Raw genomic sequence first — 26,597 nt, forward strand, 5'->3', positions numbered from 1 at the left:
CGGAGTCGTCCGCTGCCGCCGTCACCTCGGCAGGCATGGTCCAGCCGCCGCCTCGGCCGGGCGTGGTCCAGCCGTCACCTCAGCCGGGACTGGTCCAGCCGTCGGCGAAGTCGCAGAGGCGGGTCATGGCGGTGAGTTCCTGGTCGGGGGCGTACGAGGGGCGGTCGGTCTCGTGGACGACGGCGTCCACCCACCGCTGATAGGGGCCGCCGGGCGCGGTGAACGGCGCCGCGTGGGCCGTGCCCAGCCGGCAGTCGACGTACAGGAGGGCCCCCATGGCCAGGGGCTGGTCGTAGCGGAGGTCGGTGCGGGGCAGATAGCGGTCCAGGTAGGCGGCGAGGATCTCCGCGTCCTCGGGGGTGGAGAACCGGGCCAGCGCGAAGCAGTAGCCCAGGCCCGCGTACACCGTCTCGCTGGCCAGCAGCAGTTCACCGAGGCGGGGGCGGTAGGAGGTCCGCCGGGATATGCCGATCAGCCACGCGGCGGTGAGACGGGGCCGCCAGCCCTCGAAGAGCAGGGCCTCCAGCTCGGCGTCCGTGATCGACGAGGCGTCGGCGAGCAGAGGGTGCAGGAACCGCCTCCGGGTGGCCCCCTCGAACCGCAGGAACCGGCCGCCGAGCAGTTCCCCGTACCGGCCGATGCTCCGCCGGTCGGCGCGCGGCTGGACGTACCGCTTGACGGCGTTCCACCGGACCGCCTCCTCCGGCGTCATGACCGGCACGTGCCCCGCCCGCGACCCACGCAGCTGTCTCCGCCATCTCCGCTCCACCATGCCGGAAGCGTAGATCCAGGCGGTCCGCCCCGCAGGGCGGAAACGGCCGGAGCGGAGGAGAGGTCTGATGCGTGATCAAGTGTGCGGCGCAGGGCCCGAGTCGGTGTGGCGGCGGGGTCGACGCGTGGGGTCGGCTGAGGGCCTGAACGGCGAAGCCGAGGAGTCGATGCGAAGTCTCCGTCGTGAACGACTAGCATCCCGGCCGTAAACAGTCGGTGGAGGCTGGGAAGCGGGTCGGCGGTCGCCGTCGGGTCGCGCCGGGGCGGCCGTCGATGGCCGTGCCGGTCGTCGTCGCCCCGCCGGTCGTCGTCGGCGGTCCGTGGACGGAATGGGGTTGGTGTCGTGGTGGAGGCCGGGCCTCGGGTCGCTGTCGCCGTGGTGACGATGGGCAATCGGCCCGCGGAGGTGGACGCGCTGCTCGCCTCCGTGGCCAAGCAGGACGTCGCGCCCGAGCGGATCGTGATCGTGGGGAACGGCTGCCCCCTCCCTGAGTTCGCCGAACGGCTGGGCCTGCCCGGCGAGGTCACCCTCATCGAGGTGGACGAGAACCTCGGCTGCCCCGGCGGCCGGAACGTCGCCCTGGAGCGGCTCCGCGCCTTCGGCGATGTCGACGTCGTCGTGGAACTGGACGACGACGGGCTGCTCGTCGACGCCGATGTGCTGCGCCGCGTACGGGATCTGTACGCCGCCGACCCGCGCCTCGGCATCGTCGGGTTCCGGATCGCCGACGAGCACGGCGAGACCCAGCGGCGGCACGTGCCGAGGGTGGGCGCGAAGGACCCGATGCGCGGCGGCCCGGTCACCGGGTTCCTCGGTGGCGGGCACGCCCTCTCCATGGCCATGCTCGGCGAGACGGGCGACTGGGCCGCGGAGTTCTTCTTCGCGCACGAGGAGACGGACCTGGCGTGGCGGGCGCTCGACGCCGGCTGGACGGTGCTGTACGCCCCCGAGTTGCTCCTCCAGCACCCGAAGACCTCACCGGCCCGGCACGCCATCTACTACCGCGTCAACGCCCGCAACCGCGTCTGGCTCGCCCGCCGCCGCCTCCCGCTGCCGCTCGTCCCCGTCCACCTGGGGGTGTGGGTCCTCATCACCCTGCTGCGGATGCGCTCGGCGGCCGGTCTGAAGGCCTGGTTCGGCGGCTTCGTGGAGGGCTGGCGCGAGTCGGGCGGCGAGCGCCGGCCCATGAGCTGGCGAACGGTCTGGCACCTGACAAGGCTGGGCCGCCCGCCGATCCTGTAGAACCGTGCCTGCCGATCCTGTTGAACCGGCCTACCCGCCGGACCTGTAGAACCGGCGTGCCCGCCGATCTCGTTCCCGTTTCCGCACACACGAGTGCCCCGGTCGTTCACCCCCACCGACCGGGGCACAGCGCTCTGTGCGGTTCCCGGATCCGGCGGCGGCGGCGGCACTCCCCCGAGCTACGCGTCTCACGCGTGCGCCGTCGTCGCCGGATCCGATGAAGTGATCACATCAGGTCTCGCCAACGGATCGCTAACATGAGCCCAACGGTTCCACGGGGAGCCGTACGGGAGGCGGCGGCAGGTCGCCGCGGGGCGGGCCCGGAACGTCGGTGCGGAAAGGCAGCGGACGGGTTCTATGCGGGACGGGCTGCGGTTCGGACTGCTCGGTCCGCCGGTTCTGTACGGGGCCGGGGACGCGGATGACACCGAAGCCACCGGGAGCTCGAAGGGTCCCGGCGGCGTACGGTCCGTCGGCAGCGGCAAGATGCGCGCCCTGTTCGTCGCGCTGCTGCTCGAACCCGGGCGGGTCGTCTCCGTCGACACCCTGAAGGACGTGCTGTGGGACGCGGCGCCACCGCCCTCCGCGCAGGCCTCCCTACAGAACCATGTGACGCGGCTGCGCAGGCTGTTGGACGACCCCGAGCGGCTGCGCGCGATCCCGCCCGGCTATCTGCTGCGGGTCGACGAGGGCGAGCTGGACGTCCGCGTCTTCGAGACCCACGCCCGCGCCGCCCGTACCGCCCACGCCGAGCGCGACTGGGCCCGGACCGTGCGCGAGGCCACGGCCGCGCTCGCCCTCTGGCGGGGGACACCGCTCGGCGGTCTGCCGGTCGAGGAGTTCCGCGCCCAGGCCTTCGTCCAACGCCTGGAGGAGGCACGGCTGTTGCTCCTGGAGCGACGGTACGACGCCGAACTCCACCTCCACCTCGCGACCGGCGGGTCGCCACACGGAGGGTCGGGCGGGGTGGCACAGGGCGGGGCGGCACACGGCGGGGCGGAGGCCGAACCCGCCGGGGCGCACGCGCTCGGCGCACTCGCGCCCGAACTCGCCGCCCTCGTCGCCGAACACCCGTTGCGCGAGGCCTTCCACCGGCTCCTCATGCTCGTCCTGCACCGCACGGGCCGCCAGGCCGAGGCCCTCGCCGTCCACCGCGACCTCCGCGCCCGCCTCCTCGACGAACTCGGCGTGGAGCCGGGCCCGGCCGTACGCGAGGCCCACATGGAGATCCTGCGGGAACCCGACGCACACGCACAGGGGCCCGCACCGGAGGCCACCTCCACCGACCCGCCACCCCGCCCGGCCCAACTCCCGCCGCCACCAGCCCATTTCACCGGCCGACGGGAGGCGTTGGCGGAGCTGCGGAGGACTCTGGATACGGGTCCGTATGAAGCGACCCGCGCCCCTACCCCCCTGGGAGCGCGGGGAACTGCGCGACAAGCCACGACGAATCCGCACCCGCCGACCCACGGTTCCCCCCGAGTCAGTAGGCGCCCCGCTTCGCCGACGGCCGTCATCAGCGGCATGGCCGGTGTGGGCAAGAGCGCCCTCGCCCTCCACCTCGCCCACGAACTCGCCGAACACTTCCCCGACGGCCAGCTGTACATCAACCTCCACGGCGCCACCCCGGGCATGACCCCCCTCACCCCCGCCCAGGCCCTCGCCGCGCTCCTGCGGGACCTCGGCACCGCGCCCCGCCGTATCCCCGAACACCCGGACGCGGCCGCCGCGTTGCTCCGTTCGACCCTCGCCCCCACCCGGACCCTGATGGTCCTGGACGACGCCGCGACCGCCGCCCAGGTGCGCCCCCTGCTCCCCGCGGGCCCCGGCTGCGCGGTCATCGTGACGAGCCGTTCGCCGCTCACCGCGCTGGACGGCGCCCACCGCATCCCGCTCGCCCCGCTGTCGGACGACGAGAGCGCGGCCCTGCTGCGGGCGGCCTCGGGCCGCGCGGCGGGCCTGGACGCCGCGCACCCCCTCGTCGAACTCACCGGCCGCCTCCCGCTCGCCCTCCGCGTCGTCGCGGCCCGCCTCGCCGCCCGGCGCGCCCTCACCCCGGACGCGCTGGCCGGTCAACTGGCGGCCACGGAAGGCAGGTTGCGGCATCTCGAATACGACGACCTGAGCGTCCGCCGCTCCCTCGCCGTCGCCCACGAGGCCTTGCGCGCCTCCGACCGCGAGGCCGACCGCGACGCCGCCCACGCCCTCCGCCGCATCGGCGCCCTCGACCTGCCCGCCTACGGCGCGCCCCTCCTCGCCCGCCTCACCGGCACCGACGAGTTCCGCGCCGAGGCCGCCCTCGACCGCCTCGTCGACGTGGCCCTCCTGGAGGAGACGACGTACGGCCGGTACGTCCCCCACGACCTCGTACGCCACTTCGCCCGCGAACTCGCCGGCTCGACCACCGCCGCCGAGACCGCCGCCGCCGTGGAGCAGGCCCTGCGTTGGTACACCGGACGCGCCCGGCAGAGCCTGCTGGTGATGCTCCCTCCGGGGTACGAGCGCGACGAACGCCTGCGCACGGGGTCGGCGTCGTCCGAGGCGCCGGACGCGGCCGGGACAGCGCGACCCCCGGAGGAACCCCCGCCCACAGAACCCCCGGAGGAACCCCCGCCCACGGAACCGCCCTTCGCCTCCGCCGAGGAGGCCTTCGCCTGGGGCGACCGCGAACTCCCCACCGTCGTCGCCCTGGTGGAACGCTGCGCCCGCGACCACGGCGCCGTCGGCACGACGGACTCGGGCGCGGCGGCGGCCCTCGTCCCCACCCTGGTCCGCCACCTCTTCCCCTATCTGCACCGAGGCGGCCGACTCGCCGAGTTGGACGTCCTCGGACGGCACGCGCTGAACCTGGCGAGGTCCCTCGGGGACGACGAGGCCGAGGCGTTCGCGCTCACCGACCGCGCCGGGCTGCACTTCATGTCCGGCCGGGCCTCGGAGGCGCTCGCGCTCAACGACGAGGGCCTGAAGCTGTGGCGCCGCCTCGGCGTGGTCTCGTGCGTACGGCGCTGTCTGAACAACCGGGGGCTCGTCCTGGAGAGCCTCGGCCGGTACGAGGAGAGCGAGGAGACGCTCCGCCAGAGCCTGGAACTCTCCCGCAGGCTCGGCGACCCCTACGGCGAGGCGGTGACCTTCAGCCACCTCGGCAACCTCTACAAACACACCGACGCGCGCGCCGCCATCGCCCATCACGAACGGAGCCTGGCGCTGGGCGAGATCGCCGACAGCCTCGTCGTACGGCACACCGCGCACTGCAACATCGGCTACGCCCACCTCCGCCTCGGCGAGCCGGCCGCCGCCGTACGCCACTTCGAGCAGAGCCTGCGCATCCTCGGCGACGACGAGGACTGGCAGGGCGAGTCGAAGTCCCGGCTCGGCCTGGTACGGGCCCTGCGCGAGCTGGGCCGTCCGGACCGCGCGGCCCAGGAGTGCGCCGTCCTGCTCGACCTCGCCGAATGCCGCGCCGATCAGTACGCCGTCGGTCTGGCCCGGCACCAGCGGGGGCTGCTGCTCCGCGCCGACGGCCACGAGGAGGAGGCCTACCACGAGTGGGAGCAGGCCCAGGAGATCCTGGACGACACGGACTCGACGGTGGCGACAGACCTGAGAGAACTACTGAAGAACCGCGCGCCGTAAGCTTCGCGCCCTTGAATGGCGGCGCAGCCGCCTTCCAGGGGCGCGGGGAACTGCGCGACCGGCCACGACGATCCCGCAGCCGCCGGCCGACAGACCCTCCCATCCCGGAAGGCGCCCCCCTCAAACCCCGGAGGGCCCCGTTCCCCGAAAGGCGCCCCCTCACTTCGCGTCCGCATAACACTCGACCACCGCCGTAGTGAACGGAAACCGCACCGGCGTCTCCCCGAACGCCAGCCGCCCCGACAGCTCCGACGCCTCCCGGATCGCCGCCACCACGGCCTCCGCCTCCCGCTCCGGACAGTGCACTATCACCTCGTCGTGCTGGAAGAAGACCAGCTCGGCCGCCATGCCGTCGAGGGCGCGGCGGAGGGCCGCGAGGAGGAGCAGGGTCCAGTCGGCGGCGCTGCCCTGGACGACGAAGTTGCGCGCGAAGCGGCCCCGGGCACGGGAGTTGGTGGAGGCGTACCCCGGGACCCACTCGTCGCCCTGGCCGCGCTCGCGGGTGTCCGGGTCGCCGTCGTCCTGAGGGAGGCCCGCCTCCTCGCCGGCCGCGTCGGAGGCGCCGGCCGCCGGTGGGCACGTACGCCCGAGCCAGGTCCGTACGAGCCGGCCCTCCTCGCCCGCGCGGGCCGCGTCGTCGACGTATTGCACGGCGCGCGGGAACCGGCGGCGCAGCGCGGCGAGATTCTTGAGCCCGTCCCCGGAGGTCTGCCCGTACACCGCGCCGAGCACGGCGAGTTTGGCGTGCTCGCGGTTTCCGGAGAAGGCACGGTCGGAGACGGCCTGGTAGAGATCGGTGGGGCGGCCCGCGACCTCCATGAGCCCGGGGTCCCGGGAGATGGCGGCGAGCACCCGGGGTTCCATCTGGTCGGCGTCGGCGACGACGAGCCGCCAGCCCGGGTCGGCGACACAGGCGCGGCGGATCACCTTGGGGATCTGCAGGGCGCCCCCGCCGTTGGTGACCCACCGCCCGGTGACGGTGCCGTGGGCGAGGAACTCGGGCCGGAAGCGGCCGCCGCGGACCCAGTCCTGGAGCCAGGACCACCCGTGGGCGACCCAGATGCGGTACAGCCGCTTGTACTCCAGGAGGGGCTTCACGGCCGGATGGTCGAGGCTCTCGATCTCCCAGCGCCGGGTGGACCGGATCCGGATGCCTGCCTGGGCGAAGGCCTTGACGACGTCCGCGGGCAGATCGGGCCGCACCCGCCGGCCGAACGCGTGCGAGACCTCCTCGGCGAGTTCGGCGAGGCGACGCGGCTCGCCCCCGCCCGCGTACCGCTCGCCGAGCATCTCGTGCAGTACGTCGCGATGGACGTCGGCCCGCCACGGCATGCCCGCCCGGTTCATCTCGGCGGCGACGAGCATCCCGGCCGATTCGGCGGCGGTCAGCAGCCGCATCCGGTCGGGGTGGGCGGTGGCGTCGTGCCGTCGCTGCTGGTCCGCGTACACCTCGACGAGGTCGGTGAGGGGGACGTGGACGGGGCGGGGCTCGAACAGGGACGGCTGGGCGCCGGGGTCGGCCGAGCGCGCGGGCGGGTCCGGCGGCACGGGCGCGTGGCGGAGCCGGGCGAGGGCGGCGGCAGCGGATCGGGGCTCACCGAGCCGGCCCTCGTGCCCGAGCAGCAGGGCCTCGGCGTCCTCGATGTCGTAGCACCGCTCCACTCGCACCCCCGTCGCGAGCAGCCGCGGATACACCTCCCCGGTGGCCCGCCACACCCACCGCCCGACCTGCGGCCCCCGCCGCCGCACCGCCTCCGCGAGATCGGGCTCCCGCACCACCGCCCCCGCGAGCAGCCCGTCGGCCCCGAGCGGGGCGACCTCCACACCCCCGTCCTCGGCCGTCGCGAGCACCCACCGGTCGGTCATGGGTGCGAGTGTGACAGGGGGGTCTGACAACGCCCGCGCGACGCGGGATCCGGACCGCGCGACGCGGGAGCCGGGCGGACGGGCGACGCGGGAGCCGGGCGGACGGGCGGCCGGGAGCCGGGAACCGACAGCCGCTGCCCTGCCCCTGCCCCTATCCCTGTCCTTCTCCCTGCCCCTGCACGATCGTCTGGAGGGCCTGGGCCACGTCCGCCTCGGTGGCCTCCTTGGTGACGCCGAGGCCGCTGAGCACTCCCTTCCCGTTCTCGAACTCCAGGAGGGCGAGGAGGATGTGCTCGGTGCCGATGTAGTTGTGGCCGAGGCGGAGGGCCTCGCGGAAGGTGAGTTCGAGGACCTTCTTGGCGTCGGGGCCGTAGGGGATGAGCTCGGGCACCTCGGGAGCAGCCGGCGGCAGGACGGCGGTGGCGGCTTCCCGTACGGCCTCGGGGGAGAGGCCCTGGGCGACGAGCGCCTTGGCCGCGAGCCCCTCCGGTTCGGCGAGGAGCCCGAGGACCAGGTGGGCCGGAAGCCCCTCGACGGCGCCGGCGGCCTTGCCCTCGTTGTGCGCGGCCGCGACCACGTTCCGGGCGCGGGGGGTGAAGCGGCTGAAGCCCTGGCTGGCGTCGAGGTCGTTCTCGGCCTTCGGCACGAACCGCTTCTGCGCGGCCTGGCGGGTGACGCCCATGCTCCGGCCGATGTCCGTCCAGGAGGCGCCCGATCGCCGGGCCTGGTCCACGAAGTGGCCGATCAGATGGTCCGCCACGTCGCCGAGGTGGTCCGCGGCGATGACCGCGTCCTGGAGCTGGTCGAGCGGTTCCGGGTGCACCTTCTTGATGGCTTCGATGAGTTCGTCGAGACGGATGGAGGCGGTGGGCCGCGGATTCGTCGTCATGTGTCAACCATAGGTTGACAGTCATGAGGTGTCAACCCGAAGTTGACACCTCACCTCACTTACCCAGTTGCCCCACCCAACCCACCCCGGCCCCGTCAGGGGCGCGGGGAACTGCGCGCTCAGCCCCCACCGGCCCGCACACGCCCCCCGACCACACCCCCACCCCCTCAGGCGCCCGACCCCGGCCCCCTACCTCCCCCCTCCTGCCCCAGCCCCCACCCCCACCCCGGCCACCGCCACCACCCCGCCCACCGCGACACACGCCCCCGCGCACGCCCCGAGCACCTCCCACGGCACCGTCACCCCCACCGGCGCCGACAACACCCCCAGCGCCCCCGCCATCCCGGCGAGATTCACCGCGGTGACCGCGATCCCCAGCAACACGCCCGCCACCACCGCGACCAGCGCCTCACCCGCCACGACCACCCGCACCTGCCCCCGCGTCGCCCCGGCCAGCCGCAGGGACCGCAGCTCCGCACCCCGCGCCGACGTGGCCATCAACAGCGTCCCGGCCAGCGAGATCCCCGCGTACACGAGCGCGATCCCCAGCACCACGAGGAAGCCGAGCCGGGTGTGCGCCTTGGTGCCGGGCCGATTCGCCGCGAGCCACTCCCCGGCCGTCCGCACCGTCCAGCCGGCCCGCTCCGAGCGCGCCCCTTCGAGCGCCGCCGCCACCTCCGCCCGCTCCACCCCGCTCCCGCGCGGAACGACCCGCACGTCGACCCGGTCCACCACGGCCCCGCCCGCGTTCGCGGCCGTGACGTACGCCCCGTTGTCCCCGGTCCCCTCCGCGAGCACCGCCGCGATCCGCAGCCGTACCGGACGCCCGTCCCCGAGCCACACCCGCACGCTCTGCCCGACCTCGTGCCGCTCCCACTCCTCGTTCACGACGATGGACCGGTCGTCGAGATCCCGCACGTCCCCGGCGACCACGGGCAGCCGCGACACCTCCGCGAGGCCCGGCGCGTCCGTCACCGCCCGCGCCTCGGACCGCACCAGCGCGGTCCCCTCCTCCACGACGTACACGGCGGTGGCGGCGGACCCGACCACCGTCGCCGCGCCCCCGACAGCCCCCCGCACCGCCTCCTCACGCAGCCCCGTGCCGTCCTCGGCGGTGACCACGAAGTCCGCCCCGGTCCGCGCCGCCGCCTCCGCGCCCTTCGCCCCGGCCACGGTCCCGGCGGACCCCAGCAGCGACCCGGCCAGCGCGACGGTCACCAGCACCGGCGCGGCGACGGCCGCGGTGCGGCGTACGGACGTGGCCGCGTTCTCCCTGATCAGCAGCCCGGCGGCCCCGGGCAGCAGCGCGCCCACCAGCCGTACGACCGGCCGCACGAGCAGCGGTGCCAGCGCGGCCACCGCCGTGATCAGCAGCATCGGCTGGGTGGTGTACGTCTTGCGCTTCAACAGTTCGGCGGGGTCCGTCCCCAGCTTCCAGGCCGCCAACCCCACTGCGCCCACCAGCAGCAGCGAACCGATCACCCGCCGGGACAGCGGCAGCACGCCCGTGTCCACGGACGCCTCGCGCAACGCCTCCACGGGCCCGATCCGCCCGGCCCGCCGCGCCGCCGCCCACGCCCCCGCGACGGCCACCGCCACACCAGTCCAGAAGGCCACGTGATACGGCCACACCACCGCGTCCGACACCGCGAACCACGTCGGCGCGACCCCGCCGTCCGCCAACTCCCGTACCAGCAGCGGCGCTCCCCACGCGCCCAGCGCACACCCGGCGCCCGACGCCACGAGCCCCACCGCCACGGCCTCGCCGAGCAGCATCCGCCGCACCTGACCCGGGGTCGCGCCGGCCATCCGCAGCAGCCCGAACTCCCGCCTGCGCAGCGCCACCACGAACGCGAACGTGGACGCCGTCACGAACACCGACACGAACGCGGCGACCCCGCCGGCCGTCCCCAGCAGCGAGTTCACGGCGACCAGCGCCTCCGCGTCCCGCTCGTACGACGGATCCACCTGCCGCCGGGCGTCCCCGGTCAGCACCCGCGCCCGCTCCCCGACGACCGCCCGCACCTCGGCCACGGCCGCGTCCACCCCGACCGCGTCCACGTCGGCCGAGTCCAGCCCGGCCGCGCCCGCACCGCCGCTCGTGCCCGTCGTCACCGGCCCCAGCTTCCGCAGCTCCGCCAGCAACTCTCCGTCCACAGGGTGTGGACGGGCCAGCCGCTGCGAGACCCGGGCCGTACCCGGCCCCCGCCGCACCTCCACCGTGAGCCGGTCCAGGCCCGCCACCACGACGGGGGAGGAGCCGAAACGCTCCGGCGCACGCGCGGGCGGGTCGAGTGACGCCGCGAGCCCCAGACCCATGGCGGTCATCACCCCGACCCCCACCATCACGGCGACGAACGACCCGAGCAACGCGGCCCACCGCGTACGCAACGACGACAGCGTCAGCACGTCACACCTCCGTCGGCGCCGACGGAGGCGCCGTGGCCCGCCGCCCGCTCCAGCCCCGCCATACGCGCCGCCACCGCCTCGACCGACGGCCCGACCAACTCCCCGCTCACCCGGCCGTCGACCAGGAACACCACCCGGTCCGCGTACGAGGCGGCCACCGGATCATGGGTCACCATCACCGTGGTCTGCCCCTCCCGGTCCACCAACTCCCGCAACAGGCGCAGCACTTCACGGCTGGTCGTGGTGTCCAGCGCCCCGGTGGGCTCGTCCCCGAAGAGCACGGCGGGGCGGGTGATCAACGCGCGGGCCAGGGCGACCCGCTGCTGCTGTCCCCCGGACAACTGCGTGGGCCGGTGCCCGGCCCGCTCGGCCAGCCCCACCCGGCCCAGGGCCTCGCGCACCGCACCCCGCGAGGGGCGCCGCCCGGCGAGCCGCAGCGGCAGGGCGACGTTCTGCGCGGCGGTCAGGGAGGGGAGGAGGTTGAAGGCCTGGAAGACGAAGCCGATCCGCTCCCGGCGCAGCAGCGTCAGCCGCCGCTCGCTCAGCCCGGCCAGCTCCACGCCGTCGACCCGCACGGTCCCGCCCGACGGCCGGTCGAGCCCCGCCGCACACTGCAACAGCGTCGACTTCCCCGACCCCGAGGGCCCCATCACCGCCGTGAAGGTCCCGACCTCGAAGTCCAGGTCCACCCCGTCGAGCGCGGCGACCTCCCCGTACGTCCGGCGCAGCCCCCGTACGCGTACAGCGGCACCCGCCGTCTCCCCGTCCCCCGCCGACACCTTGCCCGCCTCCGCGGCGGCCCTGTCTCTCTCTACCGTGGTCATGCCCCAAGCGAACCGTCCCCGCCCGGCCCGCACACGACCCCTGAGGGGCGTCCTGGGGGTAGGGCCAGCCCTACCTCCCGAGCCCGCTCCCCGCCCCGGACCGGAACCCCCACCCCGACACCCATGACACGATCGAACACGTGAGTACGACCAGCACGGTGGACCGCGCCTTCGAGGCGGCGCTCTACGCCGACACCGACGCCGCCCTCGACACCGGCGCCTCCCTGCTCGCCGCCGACCAGGCGGCCGACGCCGAACTCGCCCGGCGCGGAAGGGAGTTCGTCGCCGGGGCCTGGCGGCGTGGCTGGCAGCCCGCCGATGTCGTCCGGTACGCGCGACGCGAGCTGGCGGACGAGCACGTACGGCTCCTCGCACGGCTCGTCGTCGCGGAGCACGAGGAGGCGCGCGCGGGCGCCCGCCCCCAGCCGCCCGGTCCCCGCTGGTCCGCCCAGCTCGACGAGATCGGCGAACTCGCCGCCCACCCCACCCGCGCGGACCGCTTCTCGCACGCCACCGTGTCCCTGGAGCTGTACCGCCTCCTCCTGCGCCTGCCCACCCTCGACCCCCTGGACCGCCATCGGGAGGCCGGCGCCGCCAAGAACTCGCCCCACCCCGAGTCCCGCATGCTCAGCCGGATCCGCGCGCTCCTCGCCAAGGCGGAGGCGACCGGATTCCCGGAGGAGGCGGAGGCGCTCAGCGCGAAGGCGCAGGAGCTGATGGCGCGGCACAGCATCGACGAGGCGCTGCTCGCGGCCCGCGCGCACAGCAAGGACGCGCCCGGCGCGTGCCGGATAGGCGTCGACCCGCCGTACGAGACGGCCAAGGCGGTCCTCCTCGACGCGGTCGCCCGGGCCAACCGCTGCGAGGCCGTGTGGAACGAGGCCCTCGGGTTCTCCACGGTGGTCGGGTTCGAGGCCGACCTGGAGGTGGTCGAGCTGCTGCACACCTCGCTCCTCGTGCAGGCCACCACCGCCATGACCAAGGCGGAGGCGGCCCAGCGCAAGGGCGGCCGCAAGCGGACCAAGACCTTCCGGCAGTCGTTCCTGGCCGCCTACGCCCATCGCATCGGTGACCGGCTGGCGGCGGTCGCCGAGGCCCAGGTCGCCGAGGCGCGGGCCGCCGCGGCGGAGGCCGGGGGCGCGGGCGGGGCGGGCGCCCCGGAACAGGACCTGCTGCCCGTCCTCGCCGCCCGTGACGTCGCCGTCCACGACGAGTTCAGCCGGATGTTCCCGGACACGGTCACCACCCGCGTCCGGGGCGTCAGCGACCTCGCCGGCTGGCAGCAGGGCGCGGAAGCGGCGGACCGCGCCCAGGTCAGGGCACGCCCCCGGCTCCCCTCATGACGAGAAGACCGCCCCGGCCCCGGCGGCTCGGCAGCCCACCGGCTCAGTCGCCCACCGGCAGGAACGGCCCCACCGTCGCCTCCAACACGCTCTCGGACTTCACCGCGACCTCGGGGTCCGGCCACTTGAAGCTGCTGACCTTGCTGTCTCCGGGCAGGGTCAGCTTCAGCTGGTCCACGGCGGCACTCTTCTCCGCGTCACCGGCGACCCCGCGCACGTAGGAGACGGAGAAGCTCATCGACTGACCGCCCTGGAGCGTCACCTCGGTCTCCTCGGACGCGCCCTCCTGCGGCTGGAGCGCCCAGGACCTGTCGCCGGCGACGAGGTCGACCCCGGCGAGCCCCTTCAGCGTGCAGGCGGCATCGCCCTTGTTGGTGACGGTGACCGGGACGGCCCCCTCGTCCCCGGCGGCCGGGGCCGCGCTGCTGGGACCGACCTCGAAGCCGACCCGCGCGGCCGTGCACGCGCCCTTCCGCGCGCTCTCGGTGGTGGCGGCCCCGGTCTTGCCGTCGTTCCCGCCGTCACCGCCATCACCTCCGTCACTCCCGCTACAGGCGGTCAGCGTGAGGGCCGCGAGAAGGGCGGCGGCGATGGCGGTGGGAGCGGTGCGCATGGGGGTTCCCGGTGGAGTTCGTGGCTGTCACAGCACAGCCGGTGGCGGTGTGAACGTGCGAACGGGCCACGAAACCCGGAGGTTCCGCGGCCCGTCCGACACATGATCTCCGACCCGAGCGCCGCGCGAGGCACGATTCCACCGGCCCACGGCCGGAAGACCCCGCCCTCCGCTGCCCGGAGAGAGAGGGCTACGACCCCGCGCTCGCCGTGGGCAGATCCGTCGGCAGCCCGGACGGCATCGACCCCTCCGCCTTCCGGAACGTCTCCTCGCCGACGCCGCCCTCCCAGGTGATCGTGAGGGACTTGGCGCCGACCTCGTCCACCATGCCCTCGGTGCGGTCGTCGCTGCCGTCCTGGCACTTGAGGCTGATCATCCGCATGTTCGCCGCGTCGGAGACCTTGCCGCTGCACACCGAGGTGCCGACGAACAGGGCGGCCTCGTCGCCGTTGACGAACAGGGCGACCGGCTTGCCGCCGGTCGTGGCCAGCCAGTTGCCCTGGAGCTCGGTCTCGGCCCCGGAGGAGTCCCCGGAGCCGCCGCTGTCGGCCCCCTTCGTCGCCGAGGGGGCGGCCGAGGACTCCTTGTCCGCGGAGTCCCCGTCACCGCCGCCACTGCACGCCGTCAGCACGAGCGCGGCCGCGAGCCCGACCAGCCCGGCCACGACACGCGGCCCCCGACGGCCGGAGAAGGCCCCGGAACCCCGGCAAACCCCAGCAGCCCCGCTCACCGGCTCAGTCGCCGTCGCCCCCGTCGCCGTGGTCGTCCCGCTAGCCCTGGTCGCCGTAGTCACTGGAGTTCTCCCGAGAGTGTGGCCGGATCCGGTCGCCGCGGCGACAGCGGCAAGCTACCAGCAGCGCCTCGGCGACAGCAGGCCGGGAACTGTGAGAATCCCGAGGACGACAGAACACCCCGGCGCCCGCACCGAGACCCGCGCCCGGCGCCCGCCCCCGTCGCCCGCGCCCGCCCCCGGCATCCGCGCCCTACCAGGACGACTTGCGCACCCCCGGCAGATACCCCGCGTGCGCCTGCTCCCGCAGACTCACCCGGGACAGCCCGAACGTCCGGAGGTACCCCCGGGGCCGCCCGTCCACCTGGTCCCGGTTGCGGACGCGGGTGGCGCTGGCGTCGCGCGGCTGAGCGCGCAGCTCCCGCTCGGCGGCGGCACGCTCCGCCTCCGTCGAGGACGGCCGCCGCAGGATCTCCTTCAGCTCGGCCCGCCGCTCGGCGTACCGCGCGACGATCTCCCGGCGCCTGTCGTTCTTCGCGATCTTGCTCTTCTTCGCCATCAGACCCGCACCCCCCGGGCGCGGATCCGGGCGACCGCGGCCTCGACGCCGATGACGTCCACGGTCTTGATCCCCTTCGTGCTCAGCCGGAGCCGCACATGGCGGTTCTCGCTGGGCAGCCAGTACCGCTTCGACTGGATGTTGGGGTCGAAGCGGCGGGACGTACGCCGGTGGGAGTGCGAGATGCGGTTGCCGAAGCCGGGCTGGGCGCCGGTCAGCATGCAGTGGGCGGACAAGGTGATGCACCTCTCTCGATCAGGTGATGTAAATGGAATTCATTTTCAGTAAGGTAGCACCATGGCACGCAACGAACTCCGCCCGGTCATCAAACTCCGGTCCACGGCCGGCACCGGCTACACCTACGTCACCCGCAAGAACCGCCGGAACGACCCGGACCGGCTGACGCTGCGCAAGTTCGACCCGATGGCGGGCCGTCACGTCGACTTCCGAGAGGAGCGCTGAGGCGCCGATGAAGAAGGACATCCACCCGTCGTACGGGCCCGTCGTCTTCCGGGACCGTGCCGCGAACCACACCTTCCTCACCCGCTCGACGATGACGAGCGAGAAGACGATCGAGTGGGAGGACGGCAACACCTACCCGGTGGTCGACGTCGAGATCTCGAACGTCAGCCACCCCTTCTACACGGGCACCGCGCGTGTGCTGGACACGGCTGGCCGCGTGGAGAAGTTCGAGAAGCGGTACGGCGCCGGTAAGAAGCGAGGCTGACCGACGTGACCCAGCTGTCTGTCGCGATCGTCGGCGGTCTGCACGCCGACGCCCGGCGGGCCGCCGTCGAGGCGCTGCTCGCCGGGGTCCCGGGCAGCGTCGCGCTGCACCACGACCTCTCCACCGCCACCGACGGTCCGGACGCCAAGGTCGTCCGGACCGTCCGGGACGCGGCGGGCCTCATCTCCACCGGTGAGACCCCGCTCGTCAACGACTGCGCCTGCTGCGCGCTGCGCGAGGACCTCGTCCCCGAACTGGAGCGCTTCGCCGACGCGGGCCTCACCCGCCTCGCGATCGTCGAACTGTGGGACTCGGTCGAGCCGAAGGCCATGGCCGAGGTGGTCGCGGCCAGCGGCCTCCGCCTCACCTCGGTGATCACGGCCGTCGACCCCGCCCTCCTGCTGCCCTACCTCGGCAACGGCGACGACCTCGCCGACCGGGGCCTCGCCGCCGCCACCACCGACCAGCGCACGGTCGCCGACACCTTCGCCCGCCAACTGGAGTACGCCCCGATCCTGGCCGTACTCGACTCGGCGGACGCTGACGACGAGGACAGGGCCCTCCTGGCCCAACTGCACCCGACAGCGCAGAGGGCGCCCATCGAGAGCCAGGGGGCGCCCCCTGCTTTTGAGGGGCGCGGGGAACTGCGCGACCAGCCACGACGCACCCGCACTCCGCAACGCACCGTCACCCCCATGGCGCCCCCCGGTTCCCTGCTCGCCGCGGCATTCGCCGGCTTCGACGTGGACGCCGCCGCAGCCGCCCAGCACCCCGCGAGCGCCCTCCTCCCCACCGACGCCGACGAGCACGGCGTCACCACCCTCGTCTGGCACCGCCACCGCCCCTTCCACCCGGAGCGGCTGTACGAGGCACTGGAGGACCTCTGCTGCGCGGCGGCCCGCAGCCGCGGCAGGTTCTGGCTGGCCGAGCGCCCCGACACCCTGCTCCACTGGGACGCGGCCGGCGGCGCCCTCTGCGTGGAGTCGGTCGGCCCCTGGCTCGCCTCGCTCCCGGACGCCGCCTGGGACATGGTGCCCCCGGTCCGCCGGGCCGCCGCCGCCCTCGACTGGCACCCGGAGCACGGTGACCGCTGCCAGCACCTCGTCTTCACCTCCCCGGGCCTGGACCGCGACGGACTCGAACGGCTGCTGGAGTCCTGCCTGCTCACCGACGCCGAGTACGCCGCGGGCCGCGACGCCTGGGAACGGCTGCCGCGCCCCTTCGACACCTTCCTGGAGGTCTGAACCGCCATGCCCCGCAAGCCGGAGCGCAAGCCCGCCAAGTCCCGCCCCAACCCGCTGGACCAGGCGAAGATCACGTACATCGACTACAAGGACACGGACCTCCTGCGCCGCTTCATCTCCGACCGGGGCAAGATCCGCAGCCGTCGCGTGACCCGCGTCACCGCACAGCAGCAGCGCCGGCTCGCGCGGGCCATCAAGAACGCCCGCGAGATGGCCCTCCTGCCGTACGCCACCCGCTGAAGCGAACCGTCAGAAGCCAACGCCTGACGCGAACCACCCCCCACCCGGCCCCGGGGAGGCTCCACGACCTCCCCGGGGCCGTCCTTTTTCCGCCATTCCGCGGAAGTCGCTCGCTCCGCCCTGAACCGCCCGGATCCCCACCCCGTAGGGAGAGATGTGGGCCCCGGATGGAACAGGATCGCCACGTCTTACGTCTCTCTGGTGCCGTAACCGTGGGAACACCCCGCGTGCACGTGCATCCGCTCATGCATCGGCACGTGAACAAAGCTATGATCCGGGGCAGTTGACCACTGCATCACTGGCAACACAGACACCACCGGCAACACCGGCCACCAGAGCCAACGCGCATCCAGCGCACTACTGCACCACCCCGGGGAGCGACCTGTGGACCACGACGTGTACGGCGTGGATGACGTGTACAACGGCATGGCCGCGACGGAGCTGACCGAGCTCCACGCGGTGGCCTGGCAGAAGAGCCGGCACAGCAACTCGCAGGGCAACTGCGTGGAGTTCGCCCGGCTGCCCGGCGGTGAGGTGGCGGTTCGCAACTCGCGCTTCCCCGACGGCCCGGCGCTCGTCTACACCCGCGCCGAGATCGAGGCGATGCTCCTGGGCATCAAGGACGGGGAGTTCGACCACCTGGTCGGATGAGGCCCGCCGCCGGGCGACCGGCGGGACCCGACGGTGTGACACGCGTAGAACCGCGGCGCCGAAAAGCGCCGCGGTTCACCTGCGGACGGACGGGTGGCCCGGCGCCGGCTCCACCCGGAACAGCGCCCACACCACCTTGCCGCTGAGCGCGCCGCCCAGCGGATGCCAGCCCCAGCTGTCCGCGAACGAGTCGACCAGGAACAGCCCCCGCCCCGACTCCGCCGAGAAGTCCTCGGAGTCGCCCGCGACCGGGCTGTCGTGACTGGGGTCGCGCACCGCGCACACCAGCCGCTCGGTCCAGCGCATCAAGTGCAGCCGCACGGGCGGGTCCTGGACGAGACATGCCCCGTTGCCGACGGGCAGACCGTGCCGCAGGGCGTTGGTGACGAGTTCCGAGACCACGAGGCAGACATCGTCGAAGCGCTCGCCGAGCCGCCACTGGTCGAGCGTGCCCCGGGTGAACTGCCGTGCCTCGCGCACCGCTTCGTAGCGGGGCGGCAGCGCGCAGGACGCGGCGTCGGACACGGTCGCGGGATCAAGTGGCGGAAGTCCCTGCCGTAAGGGTTCGAGCATGGTCGATCCATTCGTCCCCATGCGAGGCACTCCCGGGTGTCTGCGGTCGTTGCGATGCAGCGGTGGCGCGGGACCATGGTTTCTGATGCGTACGGCAGATGCAAGGGCAGATGCACGTGCACGCGCCCGAATTGGACCTTCACATACCGCTTGCTGAACATTTCTTCTGCCCCCTCGATCGCTCCCGACGGGCTCCGGCTGACGATTTCCTGGCGACTTTCTGGCGATCTCCTGTGTCCGCGGGGGTGTTCTTCGTGTCGCGTCTCGGCCACACTCCCTTCTCTCCTCCCTCGTCCCATCCGTCTCAGCAGTTGAAGACTTTCCATTTCTGTAACCGGGCGAGTGCGGATCGGAGTGGTTTAGTGGCAGACTGCGGCCCTTGAAGAAGTTGGGGAGGCTGGACGAACGTGGGCGCCGGTGAATCGAGCGGGTCGGTGGTGAGGCGGATGCTGCTGGGCTCGCATCTCAGGCGGCTGCGCGAGTCGCAGGGGATCACCCGGGAGAAGGCCGGGTACTCGATCCGCTCCTCCGAGTCGAAGATCAGCCGGATGGAACTCGGCCGGGTCAGCTTCAAGACCCGTGACGTGGAGGACCTGTTGACCCTCTACGGCGTCACCGACGAGACCGAGCGCACCTCACTGCTCTCCCTGGCGAAGGAAGCCAACGTCGCCGGCTGGTGGCACAGTTACTCGGACGTCCTGCCCAGTTGGTTCCCCACCTACGTCGGCCTCGAAGCGGCGGCCCACCTCATCCGCAGCTACGAAGTCCAGTTCGTGCACGGCCTGTTGCAGACCGAGGCGTACGCCCACGCGGTCGTCGCCCGGGGCATGCGGGGCGCGAGCGAGGCGGAGATCGACAAGCGGGTCGCCCTGCGCATGGAGCGCCAGAAGTACCTGGTGGCCGAGAGTGCCCCGGAGTTCCACTGCGTCCTCGACGAGGCCGCGCTGCGCCGGCCGTACGGCGACCGGGACGTGATGCGGGGGCAGCTCCAGCATCTGATCGAGATCTCGGAGCGCCCGAACGTCACCGTCCAGGTCATGCCGTTCAGCTTCGGCGGCCACTCCGGCGAGAGCGGCGCCTTCACCGTGCTGAGCTTCCCCGAGTCCGACCTCACCGACGTCGTCTATCTCGAACAGCTCACCAGCGCCCTCTACCTGGACAAGGCCGAGGACATCGCCCAGTATGAGCGGGCGATCAAGCGGCTCCAGGACGACAGCCCGTCCCCGGCCGCGAGCAGGGACCTGCTGCGGGGCCTGCTCCAGCTCTCCTGAGCCGCCCCGCGAGTCTTCACGGAGTCTCCCGAGTAGCTCTCCAACTCCCTTTACTCACAAGTACGATGACGAGTGATCAATCTTGATCGATGCCGACTGATTGAGGATCACATGTCGTCCTACTTCACCGACCTGGCCCAGCAGTACATCGGCGGCGAGTGGCGCCCGGGCTCCGGCTCCTGGGACATCATCGACTTCAACCCGTACGACGACGCGAAGCTCGCGTCGATCACCATCGCCACGGTCGACGAGGTGGACGAGGCCTACCGGGCCGCCCAGACCGCCCAGAAGGAATGGGCCCAGGTCAACGCCTATGCGCGTCGCGCGGTCTTCGAGAAGGCCCTGAAGGTCATCGAGGAGCGCGAGCCGGAGATCACCGAGGTGATCATCGCCGAGCTCGGCGGTACGCATCTCAAGGCCGGGTTCGAACTGCACCTCGCCAAGGAGTTCCTGCGCGAATCGATTCAGCTCGCGCTGCGCCCCGAGGGCCGGATCCTCCCGTCGCCGATCGACGGCAAGGAGAACCGCCTCTACCGCGTACCGGTCGGCGTCGTGGGCGTCATCAGCCCCTTCAACTTCCCCTTCCTGCTCTCCCTGAAGTCGGTCGCCCCCGCCCTCGCCCTCGGCAACGGCGTGGTGCTGAAGCCGCACCAGAACACCCCCATCGCCGGTGGCACCCTGGTCGCGAAGATCTTCGAGGAGGCCGGCCTGCCCGGCGGGCTGCTCAACGTCGTCGTCACCGACATCGCCGAGATAGGCGACGCCTTCATCGAGCATCCCGTCCCCAAGCTGATCTCCTTCACCGGTTCCGACAAGGTCGGCCGCCACGTCGCCACCGTCGCCGCCCAGAACTTCAAGCGCACCGTCCTCGAACTGGGCGGCAACAGCGCCCTGGTGGTCCTGGACGACGCGGACATCGACTACGCCGTCGACGCGGCCGTCTTCTCGCGCTACGTCCACCAGGGCCAGGTCTGCATGGCCGCCAACCGCGTCCTGGTCGACAACTCGGTACGGGCCGAGTTCACCGAGAAGTTCGTGGCCAAGGTGAAGTCCCTGAAGGTCGGCGACCCGAGCGACCCGAGCACGGTCATCGGCCCGGTGATCAACTCCTCGCAGGCGGACTCGCTGAAGTCCGTCGTCGAACAGGCCCTCGCCGAGGGCGCCACCGCGCTCGTCCACGGCTCCACGACCGCCAACCTGGTCGAGCCGTCCGTCCTCACCGACGTCCCCGCCGGCTCCGCCCTCCTCCAGCAGGAGGTCTTCGGTCCGGTCGTCTTCCTCATCCCCTTCGACGGGGAGGAGGAGGCCGTCCGCATCGTCAACGACACCCCCTACGGCCTCAGCGGCGCCGTCCACACCGGCGACATCGAGCGGGGCGTCGCGTTCGCCAAGCAGATCGACACCGGCATGTTCCACGTCAACGACGGCACCGTCCACGACGAGCCGCTCGTCCCGTTCGGCGGGGAGAAGCACTCCGGCATCGGACGCCTCAACGGCGAGACCACGGTGGACGCGTTCACCACCCAGAAGTGGATCTCGGTCCAGCACAAGCGGAGCTTCTTCCCCTTCTGAGGACGGCCGCTTCCGGGGGCCGAGGATCACGCCCAGGCAGACATGCACCCGTCCGTACCGGAGGTGCATGTCTGCGAGCGGCGTCCGGTGGGCCGGGGGTCCGAGGCGCCGGGCGTGAGCCGGGGCGGCGCCCCCTGGTTCTAGGCTGGGCCCATGTCAGCGATCCGTCTTCTCGTGCTCGGCGCCGTACGCCAGCACGGGCGGGCCCACGGCTACCAGGTGCGCAACGACCTGGAGTTCTGGGGCGCGCACGAGTGGTCCAACGCCAAGCCCGGCTCGATCTACCACGCCCTGAAGCAGATGGCGAAGCAGGGACTGCTGGTCGAACACGAGATCGCCCCCTCCACGGTCGGCGGGCCGCCCCGCACCGAGTACACGATCACGGACGCCGGCACCGAGGAGTTCTTCGCGCTGCTGCGGGAGTCCCTCGCCACCTACCACCAGAAACCGGACATGCTCTCGGCCGGGCTCGGCTTCATGGTCGACCTCGGTCGCGCGGAGGTGCTCGGCCTCCTGGAGGAGCGGGTGAAGGCCATCGCCGCCTGGCGCGAGGGCATCACCGCGTACTACACGCCCGAGAAGGGCCCGGAGCAGTTCGGGCACATCGGCGAGATCATGAACTTCTGGCTCCACTCCGCCGACGGCGGCGCCGAGTGGACCCGCGGCCTCGTCGAACGCATCCGCGCCGGTGCGTACACCTTCGCGGGGGAGGGCGAGCCGTTCGTCGGCGTCCTCGCGGAGGGCCAGGACAACCCGTACGCGACGGGGGAGCGGCACCCGGAGGACGACCGCTGACACCAAGTGCGCCCACCGAAGCCCCGCCCTAGTGGTGGAACCCGGTGGCCGCCCCCTTGTCCCGCACCGCCGGCCCGGACTGCCGCCGAAGTTCGGGCAGCAGCCGCCCCAGATCCTCCAGGAACATCCCCGCGAGGTCGGTCGTGAACCCGTTGCGGCACACCACCCGCAGCACGGACAGGTCCTCCCGGTTCTCCGGGAAGGTGTACGCGGGCACCAGCCAGCCCCTCTCCCGCATCCGCCGGGCCACGTCGAAGACGTCGTACGCGGTGACCCCCTCCTCCGTGGTGAAGGCGAACACCGGCAACTCGTCGCCCCGGGTCAGCAGCCGGAAGTCCCCGAGCTTCGCCACCTCGTCCGCGAGTGACATGGCCACGTCCCGCGTCGACCGCTGCACGGCCCGGAACCCCTCCCGCCCGAGCCGCAGGAACGTGTAGTACTGCGCCACGACCTGCGCACCCGGCCGGGAGAAGTTCAGCGCGAACGTGGGCATGTCCCCGCCCAGGTAGTTCACCCGGAACACCAGCTCCTCCGGCAGCTCGGCGGCGGACCGCCACAGCGCCCAGCCCACCCCCGGATACACCAGCCCGTACTTGTGCCCGGAGGTGTTGATGGACGACACCCGCGGCAGCCGGAAGTCCCAGACCAGATCCTCGTCGAGGAACGGCGCGACCATCGCCCCGGAGGCTCCGTCGACATGCACGGGCACATCCAGCCCCGTGCGTTCCTGGAGGTCGTCGAGTGTCTCGCACAGCTCGGCGATCGGCTCGTACGACCCGTCGAAGGTGGAGCCGAGGACGCCCACCACCCCGATCGTGTTCTCGTCGCAGAGGGCCGCGGCCGCCGCCGGATCGAGGTGGTACCGGTCGCCCTCCATGGGCACCAGCCGGGCCTCCACCTCCCAGAAGTTGCAGAACTTCTCCCAGCAGACCTGGACGTTGACCCCCATGACCAGGTTGGGCCGGGCGCCCGCAGACGGGTAGCGGTCCGCGTTCCGGTTCGCCCACCGCCGCTTGAGGGCCATCCCGGCGAGCATGCAGGCCTCGCTGGACCCGGTGGTCGAGCAGCCGACGGCGGCGCCCGGATCCGGCGCGTTCCACAGATCGGCGAGTATCGACACACATCGCCGTTCCAGCTCGGCCGTGCGCGGGTACTCGTCCTTGTCGATCATGTTCTTGTCCCGGCACTCACCCATCAGCACGCCCGCCTCGGGCTCCATCCAGGTGGTGACGAAGGTGGCGAGGTTCAGCCGGGAGTTGCCGTCCAGCATGAGTTCGTCATGGACGAGCTGGTACGCCGTCGAGGGGGCCAGCGGCGCCTCGGGCAGCCGGTGCTTGGGCGGGGCCTCGGCCATCCCGCCCACCGGGTTGGCCTGGCCGTAGAAGGGGTTCACGGCGATCCGGTGCCCGTCGTTCCGGTTGCGCCCGGGGTCCTGCGGGGCGTCGCTGTCCCATCGGTGCAGTGGCATGTCTTCGACGGTAGGTCCGCCGCCGGGGACGCGCACCTCGCGGGCGTGCGGACGGGGTGCGGGTGACCTGTGAGGACGAAGCGTCGGTCATATGATCCGTCCACTACGCCGCCGAATGCGCATGACGGAGGACAAGAGCGAACACAGCAGGTGGAGTTGAGCGTTCCGCGGACCCACGTGCGTGACCGGGGAGAGCAGCTGCGGCTGAGGTTCCTCCAGCCCGGCCAGGCCTCCCGCCACGGGGCGACCCGGGGCGCCGAGGTCGTCGTACGGCCGCTGCGCGAGGGCGCCGCGCATGCTCGGCGCCCTCTCCGCGACACCCCCGAGCCCTTCGAGAACGGGACGCTGTTCCTGGTCACCTTGGACACCCCCGGGCCGACCCCGGCCCACGTCCGGGCGCTCGACCACCTGATCCCCCTCCTGGACCGGCGCAAGGCGGCCGGCCTGGTGATCGGCACCCCCTGGCACGACCTGCGCACCCTCCCAGACGCCACCCTCGCCGCCGCGAACCGCCTGGAACCGCCCCTGCTCGCGACCTCCGCCGAGACCACCGCCTGGGACCACGTCAACGAGGAGCTGCGGCTGCGGCGGGCCCAGTTCGCGGAGCGCCAGGTCGCCCACCTGGACGGCCTCCTCAACCGGCTTCCGGCCCGCCTCGCCGACCCCACGGCGACACGGCGCATGGCCGACTGGCTCTCGGTGGCCCTGGACGCCGAGGCCCGTCAGCTCGGCCCGGCGCGGCGACCTCGCGGCGGCGCCCGACAGCGCGCCCGCCGGCCTGGCCCACGCCGTCATCACCGGAGCGCACAGCGCGCACGGCGCGTGCTCAGCGGCGCCATGCGCACCCGGATCGTCGGCCCTGCCCCAGGGCCCGTACCGCCCCACGGGGCCCGCGGACCCACCGTAGGAAAACCGCCGGGAGCGGGCCATTGCACAGGTGCACGGTCCGCGCGCCCGGGCTTCGCGTTGTGCACAGTGGGGCGTGTGTGACCCGTCGCCAGTGCGTTTCACCAGCCGCCCGCCTTGCGGAAGTGCACAGTCCGCTACGGCCCGGCACCCGCCGCGCGGCCCGGCACCCGCGGCCCGGCACGAAGGACTTGCACCTCACGTCACGTGAGGACCCAGCCTGGAGCACGTACCGAGAAGGGAGCGGAAGTCATGAGCCACACCGTGGGACACGTCGCGGGCTTCGCCGGTGTCACGGTGCGCACGCTGCACCACTACGAGGAGATCGGCCTCCTCGTGGCGAGCGAGCGCACCCACGCGGGTCACCGCCGCTACAGCGACGGCGACCTCGACCGGCTCCAGCAGATCCTGTTCTACCGGGAGCTCGGCTTCCCCCTCGACGAGGTCGCGACCCTGCTCGACGACCCGGACGCGGACCCGCAGGCGCACCTGCGCCGCCAGCACGACCTGCTGACCGCCCGGATCGAGAGACTGCGCAAGATGGCCGCGGCCGTGGAGCACGCGATGGAGGCACGCAAGATGGGCATCACCCTCACCCCCGAGGAGCGGTTCGAGGTCTTCGGCGACAAGGACCCCGAGCAGTACGCCGAGGAGGCGGAACAGCGCTGGGGCGGCACGGAGGCGTACGCCGAGTCGCAGCGCCGCACAGCCACGTACACCAAGGAGGACTGGAAGCGCATGCAGGACGAGGTGGCCGACTGGGGCGCGCGCTACGACGCCCTGATGGCCGCCGGTGAGGAGCCGACCGGCGAGGCGGCCATGAGCATGGCCGAGGAACACCGGCAGCACATCGGCACCTGGTTCTACGACTGCCCCTACGAGATGCACCAGTGTCTCGGCGAGATGTACGTCTCCGACGAGCGCTTCAAGGCCTTCTACGACTCCACCCGCCCCGGCCTCGCCGAGCACCTGCGGGACGCGATCAACGCCAACGCGGCCCGGCGGCGCCCCTGATCCCCCTTCCGACCGCACCCCTGACCACACAGCTTGGTCTCCGTGCGGCCACAGGGCACTCTGGAGGAACCGGTGGAACCTAGGGGGGTGACCGTGCGTTGATAGCTTTGGTCACCCCTATGGGTCCCACCCCTGTGCGACCCGCCCTCGTGGGTTCCCACCCGCGGGCGTTCACTCTTCCTCACCCCCCAGGAGCCCGGAACCGTGCAGACGATCGCCCTCGGACCGAGCTGGCTGGATCCGGACTACCTGCTCAACTCGTTCGGCATCTGGGGCCTGCTCCTGATCGTGTTCGCCGAGTCCGGCCTGTTCTTCGGGTTCTTCCTGCCCGGTGACTCGCTGCTGTTCACGGCCGGCATGCTGATCACCTCGAACACGCTGGACTTCCCGCTGTGGCTGGCGATCGTGCTGATCTGCGTCGCGGCCATCCTGGGCGACCAGGTGGGGTACATGTTCGGCAAGAAGGTCGGCCCCGCGCTCTTCAGCCGCCCCGACTCCCGCTTCTTCAAGCAGGAGAACGTCACCAAGGCCCACGAGTTCTTCGAGAAGCACGGCCCGAAGTCCCTGATCCTGGCCCGCTTCGTGCCCATCGTGCGCACGTTCACGCCGATCATCGCGGGCGTCAGCGGCATGCGGTACCGCACGTTCCTCGTCTTCAACGTCGTCGGCGCCGTCCTCTGGGGAGCGGGCGTCACCCTCCTCGGCTCCTGGCTCGGCCAGATCGAGTTCGTGCACAAGAACATCGAGGCGATGCTCATCCTCATCGTCCTCATCTCGGTGCTCCCGATCATCTTCGAGCTCCTCAAGGCGCGGAAGGCGAAGAAGAACCAGCCCCAGCAGCCCGAGCAGCAGCACCCCGCCGCCACCCCGGTCATGGACGACGCCACGACCCAGCTCCGCCGCATCCCGCCGACCGACCAGCCCCAGCAGCAGTCGTACGACCAGAACCAGGGCTACGGCAACCAGGGCTATGGTCAGCAGGGTTACGACAACCAGGGCTACGACAACCAGGGTTATCAGCAGCAGGGCTACCAGCAGCAGGGCTACCAGGAGGGCTACGGCCACCAGCAGCCCCCGCAGCAGCCCTACGCCCAGCAGTACCCCCAGGGCGGCCAGTACCCCCAGAACCAGAACCAGCAGGGATACCAGGGCCAGGACCACCCGCGGTACTGACCACCACGGTCCCGCGCCCCGCTCTCAAGGGGCGCGGGGAACCGCGCGATCAGCCACAACCGACCCGCAGCCGCCAACACTCA

At 72.5% G+C, this 26,597-nt stretch carries 25 protein-coding genes; 14 read left to right on the plus strand and 11 right to left on the minus strand.

Annotated elements, in window-relative coordinates; genetic code table 11:
* Positions 1-79: 79 nt before the first annotated feature.
* A complete protein-coding gene (locus tag ACZ52C_RS30375) occupies positions 80-772 on the minus strand; it encodes a DUF6000 family protein (protein WP_469077740.1) in 693 nt (230 codons plus the stop codon).
* 342 nt (positions 773-1,114) lie between these two features.
* Here ACZ52C_RS30375 and ACZ52C_RS30380 point away from each other — a divergent pair, with 342 nt between their 5' ends.
* Together ACZ52C_RS30380 and ACZ52C_RS30385 are read left to right on the plus strand one after the other, a co-directional pair.
* Entirely contained in the window at positions 1,115-2,014 is a 900-nt protein-coding gene (locus ACZ52C_RS30380) for a glycosyltransferase family 2 protein (protein ID WP_469077741.1), read from the plus strand.
* Between the two features lie 357 nt (positions 2,015-2,371).
* Positions 2,372-5,647: an AfsR/SARP family transcriptional regulator gene (locus ACZ52C_RS30385; RefSeq protein ID WP_469077742.1), complete on the plus strand. Its 3,276-nt coding sequence runs from the start codon at positions 2,372-2,374 to the stop codon at positions 5,645-5,647.
* 159 nt (positions 5,648-5,806) lie between these two features.
* Here the strand turns inward: ACZ52C_RS30385 and ACZ52C_RS30390 are convergent, their stop codons facing one another.
* From ACZ52C_RS30390 to ACZ52C_RS30405, 4 genes are all read right to left on the minus strand, one after another.
* A complete protein-coding gene (locus ACZ52C_RS30390) occupies positions 5,807-7,513 on the minus strand; it encodes a bifunctional 3'-5' exonuclease/DNA polymerase (protein WP_469077743.1) in 1,707 nt (568 codons plus the stop codon).
* 151 nt (positions 7,514-7,664) lie between these two features.
* Positions 7,665-8,402, minus strand: a complete 738-nt coding sequence (locus tag ACZ52C_RS30395; protein ID WP_469077744.1) for a Clp protease N-terminal domain-containing protein — start codon at positions 8,400-8,402, stop codon at positions 7,665-7,667.
* 189 nt (positions 8,403-8,591) lie between these two features.
* A complete protein-coding gene (locus ACZ52C_RS30400; protein WP_469077745.1) occupies positions 8,592-10,811 on the minus strand; it encodes an FtsX-like permease family protein in 2,220 nt (739 codons plus the stop codon).
* Positions 10,805-11,635 (minus strand): ABC transporter ATP-binding protein, encoded by an 831-nt coding sequence (locus ACZ52C_RS30405; protein WP_469077746.1) that lies wholly within the window; start codon positions 11,633-11,635, stop codon positions 10,805-10,807. Before ACZ52C_RS30405 ends, ACZ52C_RS30400 begins: the two co-directional genes overlap by 7 nt.
* Positions 11,636-11,775: 140 nt before the next feature.
* On the opposite strand from ACZ52C_RS30405, the gene ACZ52C_RS30410 reads away from it, so the two are divergent.
* Positions 11,776-12,978 (plus strand): DUF2786 domain-containing protein, encoded by a 1,203-nt coding sequence (locus tag ACZ52C_RS30410; RefSeq protein WP_469077747.1) that lies wholly within the window; start codon positions 11,776-11,778, stop codon positions 12,976-12,978.
* A gap of 43 nt (positions 12,979-13,021) precedes the next feature.
* Here the strand turns inward: ACZ52C_RS30410 and ACZ52C_RS30415 are convergent, their stop codons facing one another.
* The 4 genes from ACZ52C_RS30415 to rpmB form a co-directional block, all read right to left on the minus strand.
* A complete protein-coding gene (locus ACZ52C_RS30415; protein WP_469077748.1) occupies positions 13,022-13,591 on the minus strand; it encodes a DUF4232 domain-containing protein in 570 nt (189 codons plus the stop codon).
* 190 nt (positions 13,592-13,781) lie between these two features.
* A complete protein-coding gene (locus tag ACZ52C_RS30420; protein ID WP_469077749.1) occupies positions 13,782-14,255 on the minus strand; it encodes a hypothetical protein in 474 nt (157 codons plus the stop codon).
* A gap of 319 nt (positions 14,256-14,574) precedes the next feature.
* The gene (rpsN, locus tag ACZ52C_RS30425) at positions 14,575-14,880 is read right to left on the minus strand and encodes a 30S ribosomal protein S14 (protein ID WP_469077750.1); all 306 of its coding nucleotides are present in this window, start codon (positions 14,878-14,880) and stop codon (positions 14,575-14,577) included.
* On the minus strand, positions 14,880-15,116 hold the full coding sequence (rpmB, locus tag ACZ52C_RS30430) for a 50S ribosomal protein L28 (protein WP_037702498.1): 237 nt from the start codon (positions 15,114-15,116) through the stop codon (positions 14,880-14,882). The genes rpsN and rpmB overlap by 1 nt, the downstream gene beginning before the upstream one ends.
* Before the next feature lie 61 nt (positions 15,117-15,177).
* Here rpmB and rpmG point away from each other — a divergent pair, with 61 nt between their 5' ends.
* The 5 genes from rpmG to ACZ52C_RS30455 all read left to right on the plus strand — a co-directional run bounded on the left by rpmG (position 15,178) and on the right by ACZ52C_RS30455 (position 17,742).
* On the plus strand, positions 15,178-15,342 hold the full coding sequence (gene rpmG / locus ACZ52C_RS30435) for a 50S ribosomal protein L33 (protein ID WP_033524681.1): 165 nt from the start codon (positions 15,178-15,180) through the stop codon (positions 15,340-15,342).
* A gap of 7 nt (positions 15,343-15,349) precedes the next feature.
* A complete protein-coding gene (locus tag ACZ52C_RS30440) occupies positions 15,350-15,607 on the plus strand; it encodes a type B 50S ribosomal protein L31 (RefSeq protein ID WP_033524682.1) in 258 nt (85 codons plus the stop codon).
* 5 nt (positions 15,608-15,612) lie between these two features.
* The gene (locus ACZ52C_RS30445; RefSeq protein WP_469077751.1) at positions 15,613-16,851 is read left to right on the plus strand and encodes a CobW family GTP-binding protein; all 1,239 of its coding nucleotides are present in this window, start codon (positions 15,613-15,615) and stop codon (positions 16,849-16,851) included.
* Between the two features lie 6 nt (positions 16,852-16,857).
* Positions 16,858-17,091 carry a 30S ribosomal protein S18 gene (rpsR, locus tag ACZ52C_RS30450; protein ID WP_045562603.1) on the plus strand — a complete coding sequence of 78 codons (234 nt, stop codon included), beginning with the start codon at positions 16,858-16,860 and terminating at the stop codon, positions 17,089-17,091.
* 384 nt (positions 17,092-17,475) lie between these two features.
* Entirely contained in the window at positions 17,476-17,742 is a 267-nt protein-coding gene (locus tag ACZ52C_RS30455; RefSeq protein ID WP_033524685.1) for a DUF397 domain-containing protein, read from the plus strand.
* Between the two features lie 75 nt (positions 17,743-17,817).
* Here ACZ52C_RS30455 and ACZ52C_RS30460 read toward each other — a convergent pair whose 3' ends face one another.
* Positions 17,818-18,336: an ATP-binding protein gene (locus ACZ52C_RS30460; RefSeq protein ID WP_469077752.1), complete on the minus strand. Its 519-nt coding sequence runs from the start codon at positions 18,334-18,336 to the stop codon at positions 17,818-17,820.
* 425 nt (positions 18,337-18,761) lie between these two features.
* On the opposite strand from ACZ52C_RS30460, the gene ACZ52C_RS30465 reads away from it, so the two are divergent.
* The 3 genes from ACZ52C_RS30465 to ACZ52C_RS30475 all read left to right on the plus strand — a co-directional run bounded on the left by ACZ52C_RS30465 (position 18,762) and on the right by ACZ52C_RS30475 (position 21,953).
* Positions 18,762-19,586, plus strand: coding sequence for a helix-turn-helix domain-containing protein (locus ACZ52C_RS30465; protein ID WP_469077753.1), 825 nt, complete (start codon positions 18,762-18,764; stop codon positions 19,584-19,586).
* 111 nt (positions 19,587-19,697) lie between these two features.
* Positions 19,698-21,158, plus strand: a complete 1,461-nt coding sequence (locus ACZ52C_RS30470) for an aldehyde dehydrogenase family protein (RefSeq protein WP_469077754.1) — start codon at positions 19,698-19,700, stop codon at positions 21,156-21,158.
* Positions 21,159-21,311: 153 nt separating this feature from the next.
* On the plus strand, positions 21,312-21,953 hold the full coding sequence (locus tag ACZ52C_RS30475) for a PadR family transcriptional regulator (RefSeq protein ID WP_469077755.1): 642 nt from the start codon (positions 21,312-21,314) through the stop codon (positions 21,951-21,953).
* Positions 21,954-21,981: 28 nt separating this feature from the next.
* On the opposite strand, the gene ACZ52C_RS30480 is transcribed toward ACZ52C_RS30475, so the two are convergent.
* Positions 21,982-23,421, minus strand: coding sequence for a glutamate decarboxylase (locus ACZ52C_RS30480; protein WP_469077756.1), 1,440 nt, complete (start codon positions 23,419-23,421; stop codon positions 21,982-21,984).
* Positions 23,422-23,598: 177 nt separating this feature from the next.
* Here ACZ52C_RS30480 and ACZ52C_RS30485 point away from each other — a divergent pair, with 177 nt between their 5' ends.
* The 3 genes from ACZ52C_RS30485 to ACZ52C_RS30495 all read left to right on the plus strand — a co-directional run bounded on the left by ACZ52C_RS30485 (position 23,599) and on the right by ACZ52C_RS30495 (position 26,514).
* Positions 23,599-24,411 (plus strand): hypothetical protein, encoded by an 813-nt coding sequence (locus tag ACZ52C_RS30485; RefSeq protein WP_469077757.1) that lies wholly within the window; start codon positions 23,599-23,601, stop codon positions 24,409-24,411.
* Positions 24,412-24,579: 168 nt separating this feature from the next.
* Positions 24,580-25,341 (plus strand): MerR family transcriptional regulator, encoded by a 762-nt coding sequence (locus ACZ52C_RS30490; protein ID WP_469077758.1) that lies wholly within the window; start codon positions 24,580-24,582, stop codon positions 25,339-25,341.
* 204 nt (positions 25,342-25,545) lie between these two features.
* Positions 25,546-26,514: a DedA family protein gene (locus ACZ52C_RS30495; protein WP_469077759.1), complete on the plus strand. Its 969-nt coding sequence runs from the start codon at positions 25,546-25,548 to the stop codon at positions 26,512-26,514.
* The last annotated feature ends 83 nt before the right edge of the window (positions 26,515-26,597 follow it).

This window comes from Streptomyces sp. NPDC034049 (assembly GCF_055575575.1).

What these genes read in the sequence shown, in the direction of transcription:
- ACZ52C_RS30480 (WP_469077756.1), bottom strand. Translation starts at nt 23,421, where the DNA reads ATGCCACTGCACCGATGGGACAGCGACGCCCCGCAGGACCCCGGGCGC.
- ACZ52C_RS30405 (WP_469077746.1), bottom strand. Translation starts at nt 11,635, where the DNA reads ATGACCACGGTAGAGAGAGACAGGGCCGCCGCGGAGGCGGGCAAGGTG.
- rpsR (WP_045562603.1), top strand. Translation starts at nt 16,858, where the DNA reads ATGCCCCGCAAGCCGGAGCGCAAGCCCGCCAAGTCCCGCCCCAACCCG.
- ACZ52C_RS30470 (WP_469077754.1), top strand. Translation starts at nt 19,698, where the DNA reads ATGTCGTCCTACTTCACCGACCTGGCCCAGCAGTACATCGGCGGCGAG.
- ACZ52C_RS30375 (WP_469077740.1), bottom strand. Translation starts at nt 772, where the DNA reads ATGGTGGAGCGGAGATGGCGGAGACAGCTGCGTGGGTCGCGGGCGGGG.
- ACZ52C_RS30465 (WP_469077753.1), top strand. Translation starts at nt 18,762, where the DNA reads ATGCTGCTGGGCTCGCATCTCAGGCGGCTGCGCGAGTCGCAGGGGATC.
- ACZ52C_RS30415 (WP_469077748.1), bottom strand. Translation starts at nt 13,591, where the DNA reads ATGCGCACCGCTCCCACCGCCATCGCCGCCGCCCTTCTCGCGGCCCTC.
- rpsN (WP_469077750.1), bottom strand. Translation starts at nt 14,880, where the DNA reads ATGGCGAAGAAGAGCAAGATCGCGAAGAACGACAGGCGCCGGGAGATC.
- ACZ52C_RS30475 (WP_469077755.1), top strand. Translation starts at nt 21,312, where the DNA reads ATGTCAGCGATCCGTCTTCTCGTGCTCGGCGCCGTACGCCAGCACGGG.
- ACZ52C_RS30440 (WP_033524682.1), top strand. Translation starts at nt 15,350, where the DNA reads ATGAAGAAGGACATCCACCCGTCGTACGGGCCCGTCGTCTTCCGGGAC.
- ACZ52C_RS30490 (WP_469077758.1), top strand. Translation starts at nt 24,580, where the DNA reads ATGAGCCACACCGTGGGACACGTCGCGGGCTTCGCCGGTGTCACGGTG.
- ACZ52C_RS30395 (WP_469077744.1), bottom strand. Translation starts at nt 8,402, where the DNA reads ATGACGACGAATCCGCGGCCCACCGCCTCCATCCGTCTCGACGAACTC.
- rpmG (WP_033524681.1), top strand. Translation starts at nt 15,178, where the DNA reads ATGGCACGCAACGAACTCCGCCCGGTCATCAAACTCCGGTCCACGGCC.
- ACZ52C_RS30385 (WP_469077742.1), top strand. Translation starts at nt 2,372, where the DNA reads ATGCGGGACGGGCTGCGGTTCGGACTGCTCGGTCCGCCGGTTCTGTAC.
- ACZ52C_RS30390 (WP_469077743.1), bottom strand. Translation starts at nt 7,513, where the DNA reads ATGACCGACCGGTGGGTGCTCGCGACGGCCGAGGACGGGGGTGTGGAG.
- ACZ52C_RS30460 (WP_469077752.1), bottom strand. Translation starts at nt 18,336, where the DNA reads ATGGGGACGAATGGATCGACCATGCTCGAACCCTTACGGCAGGGACTT.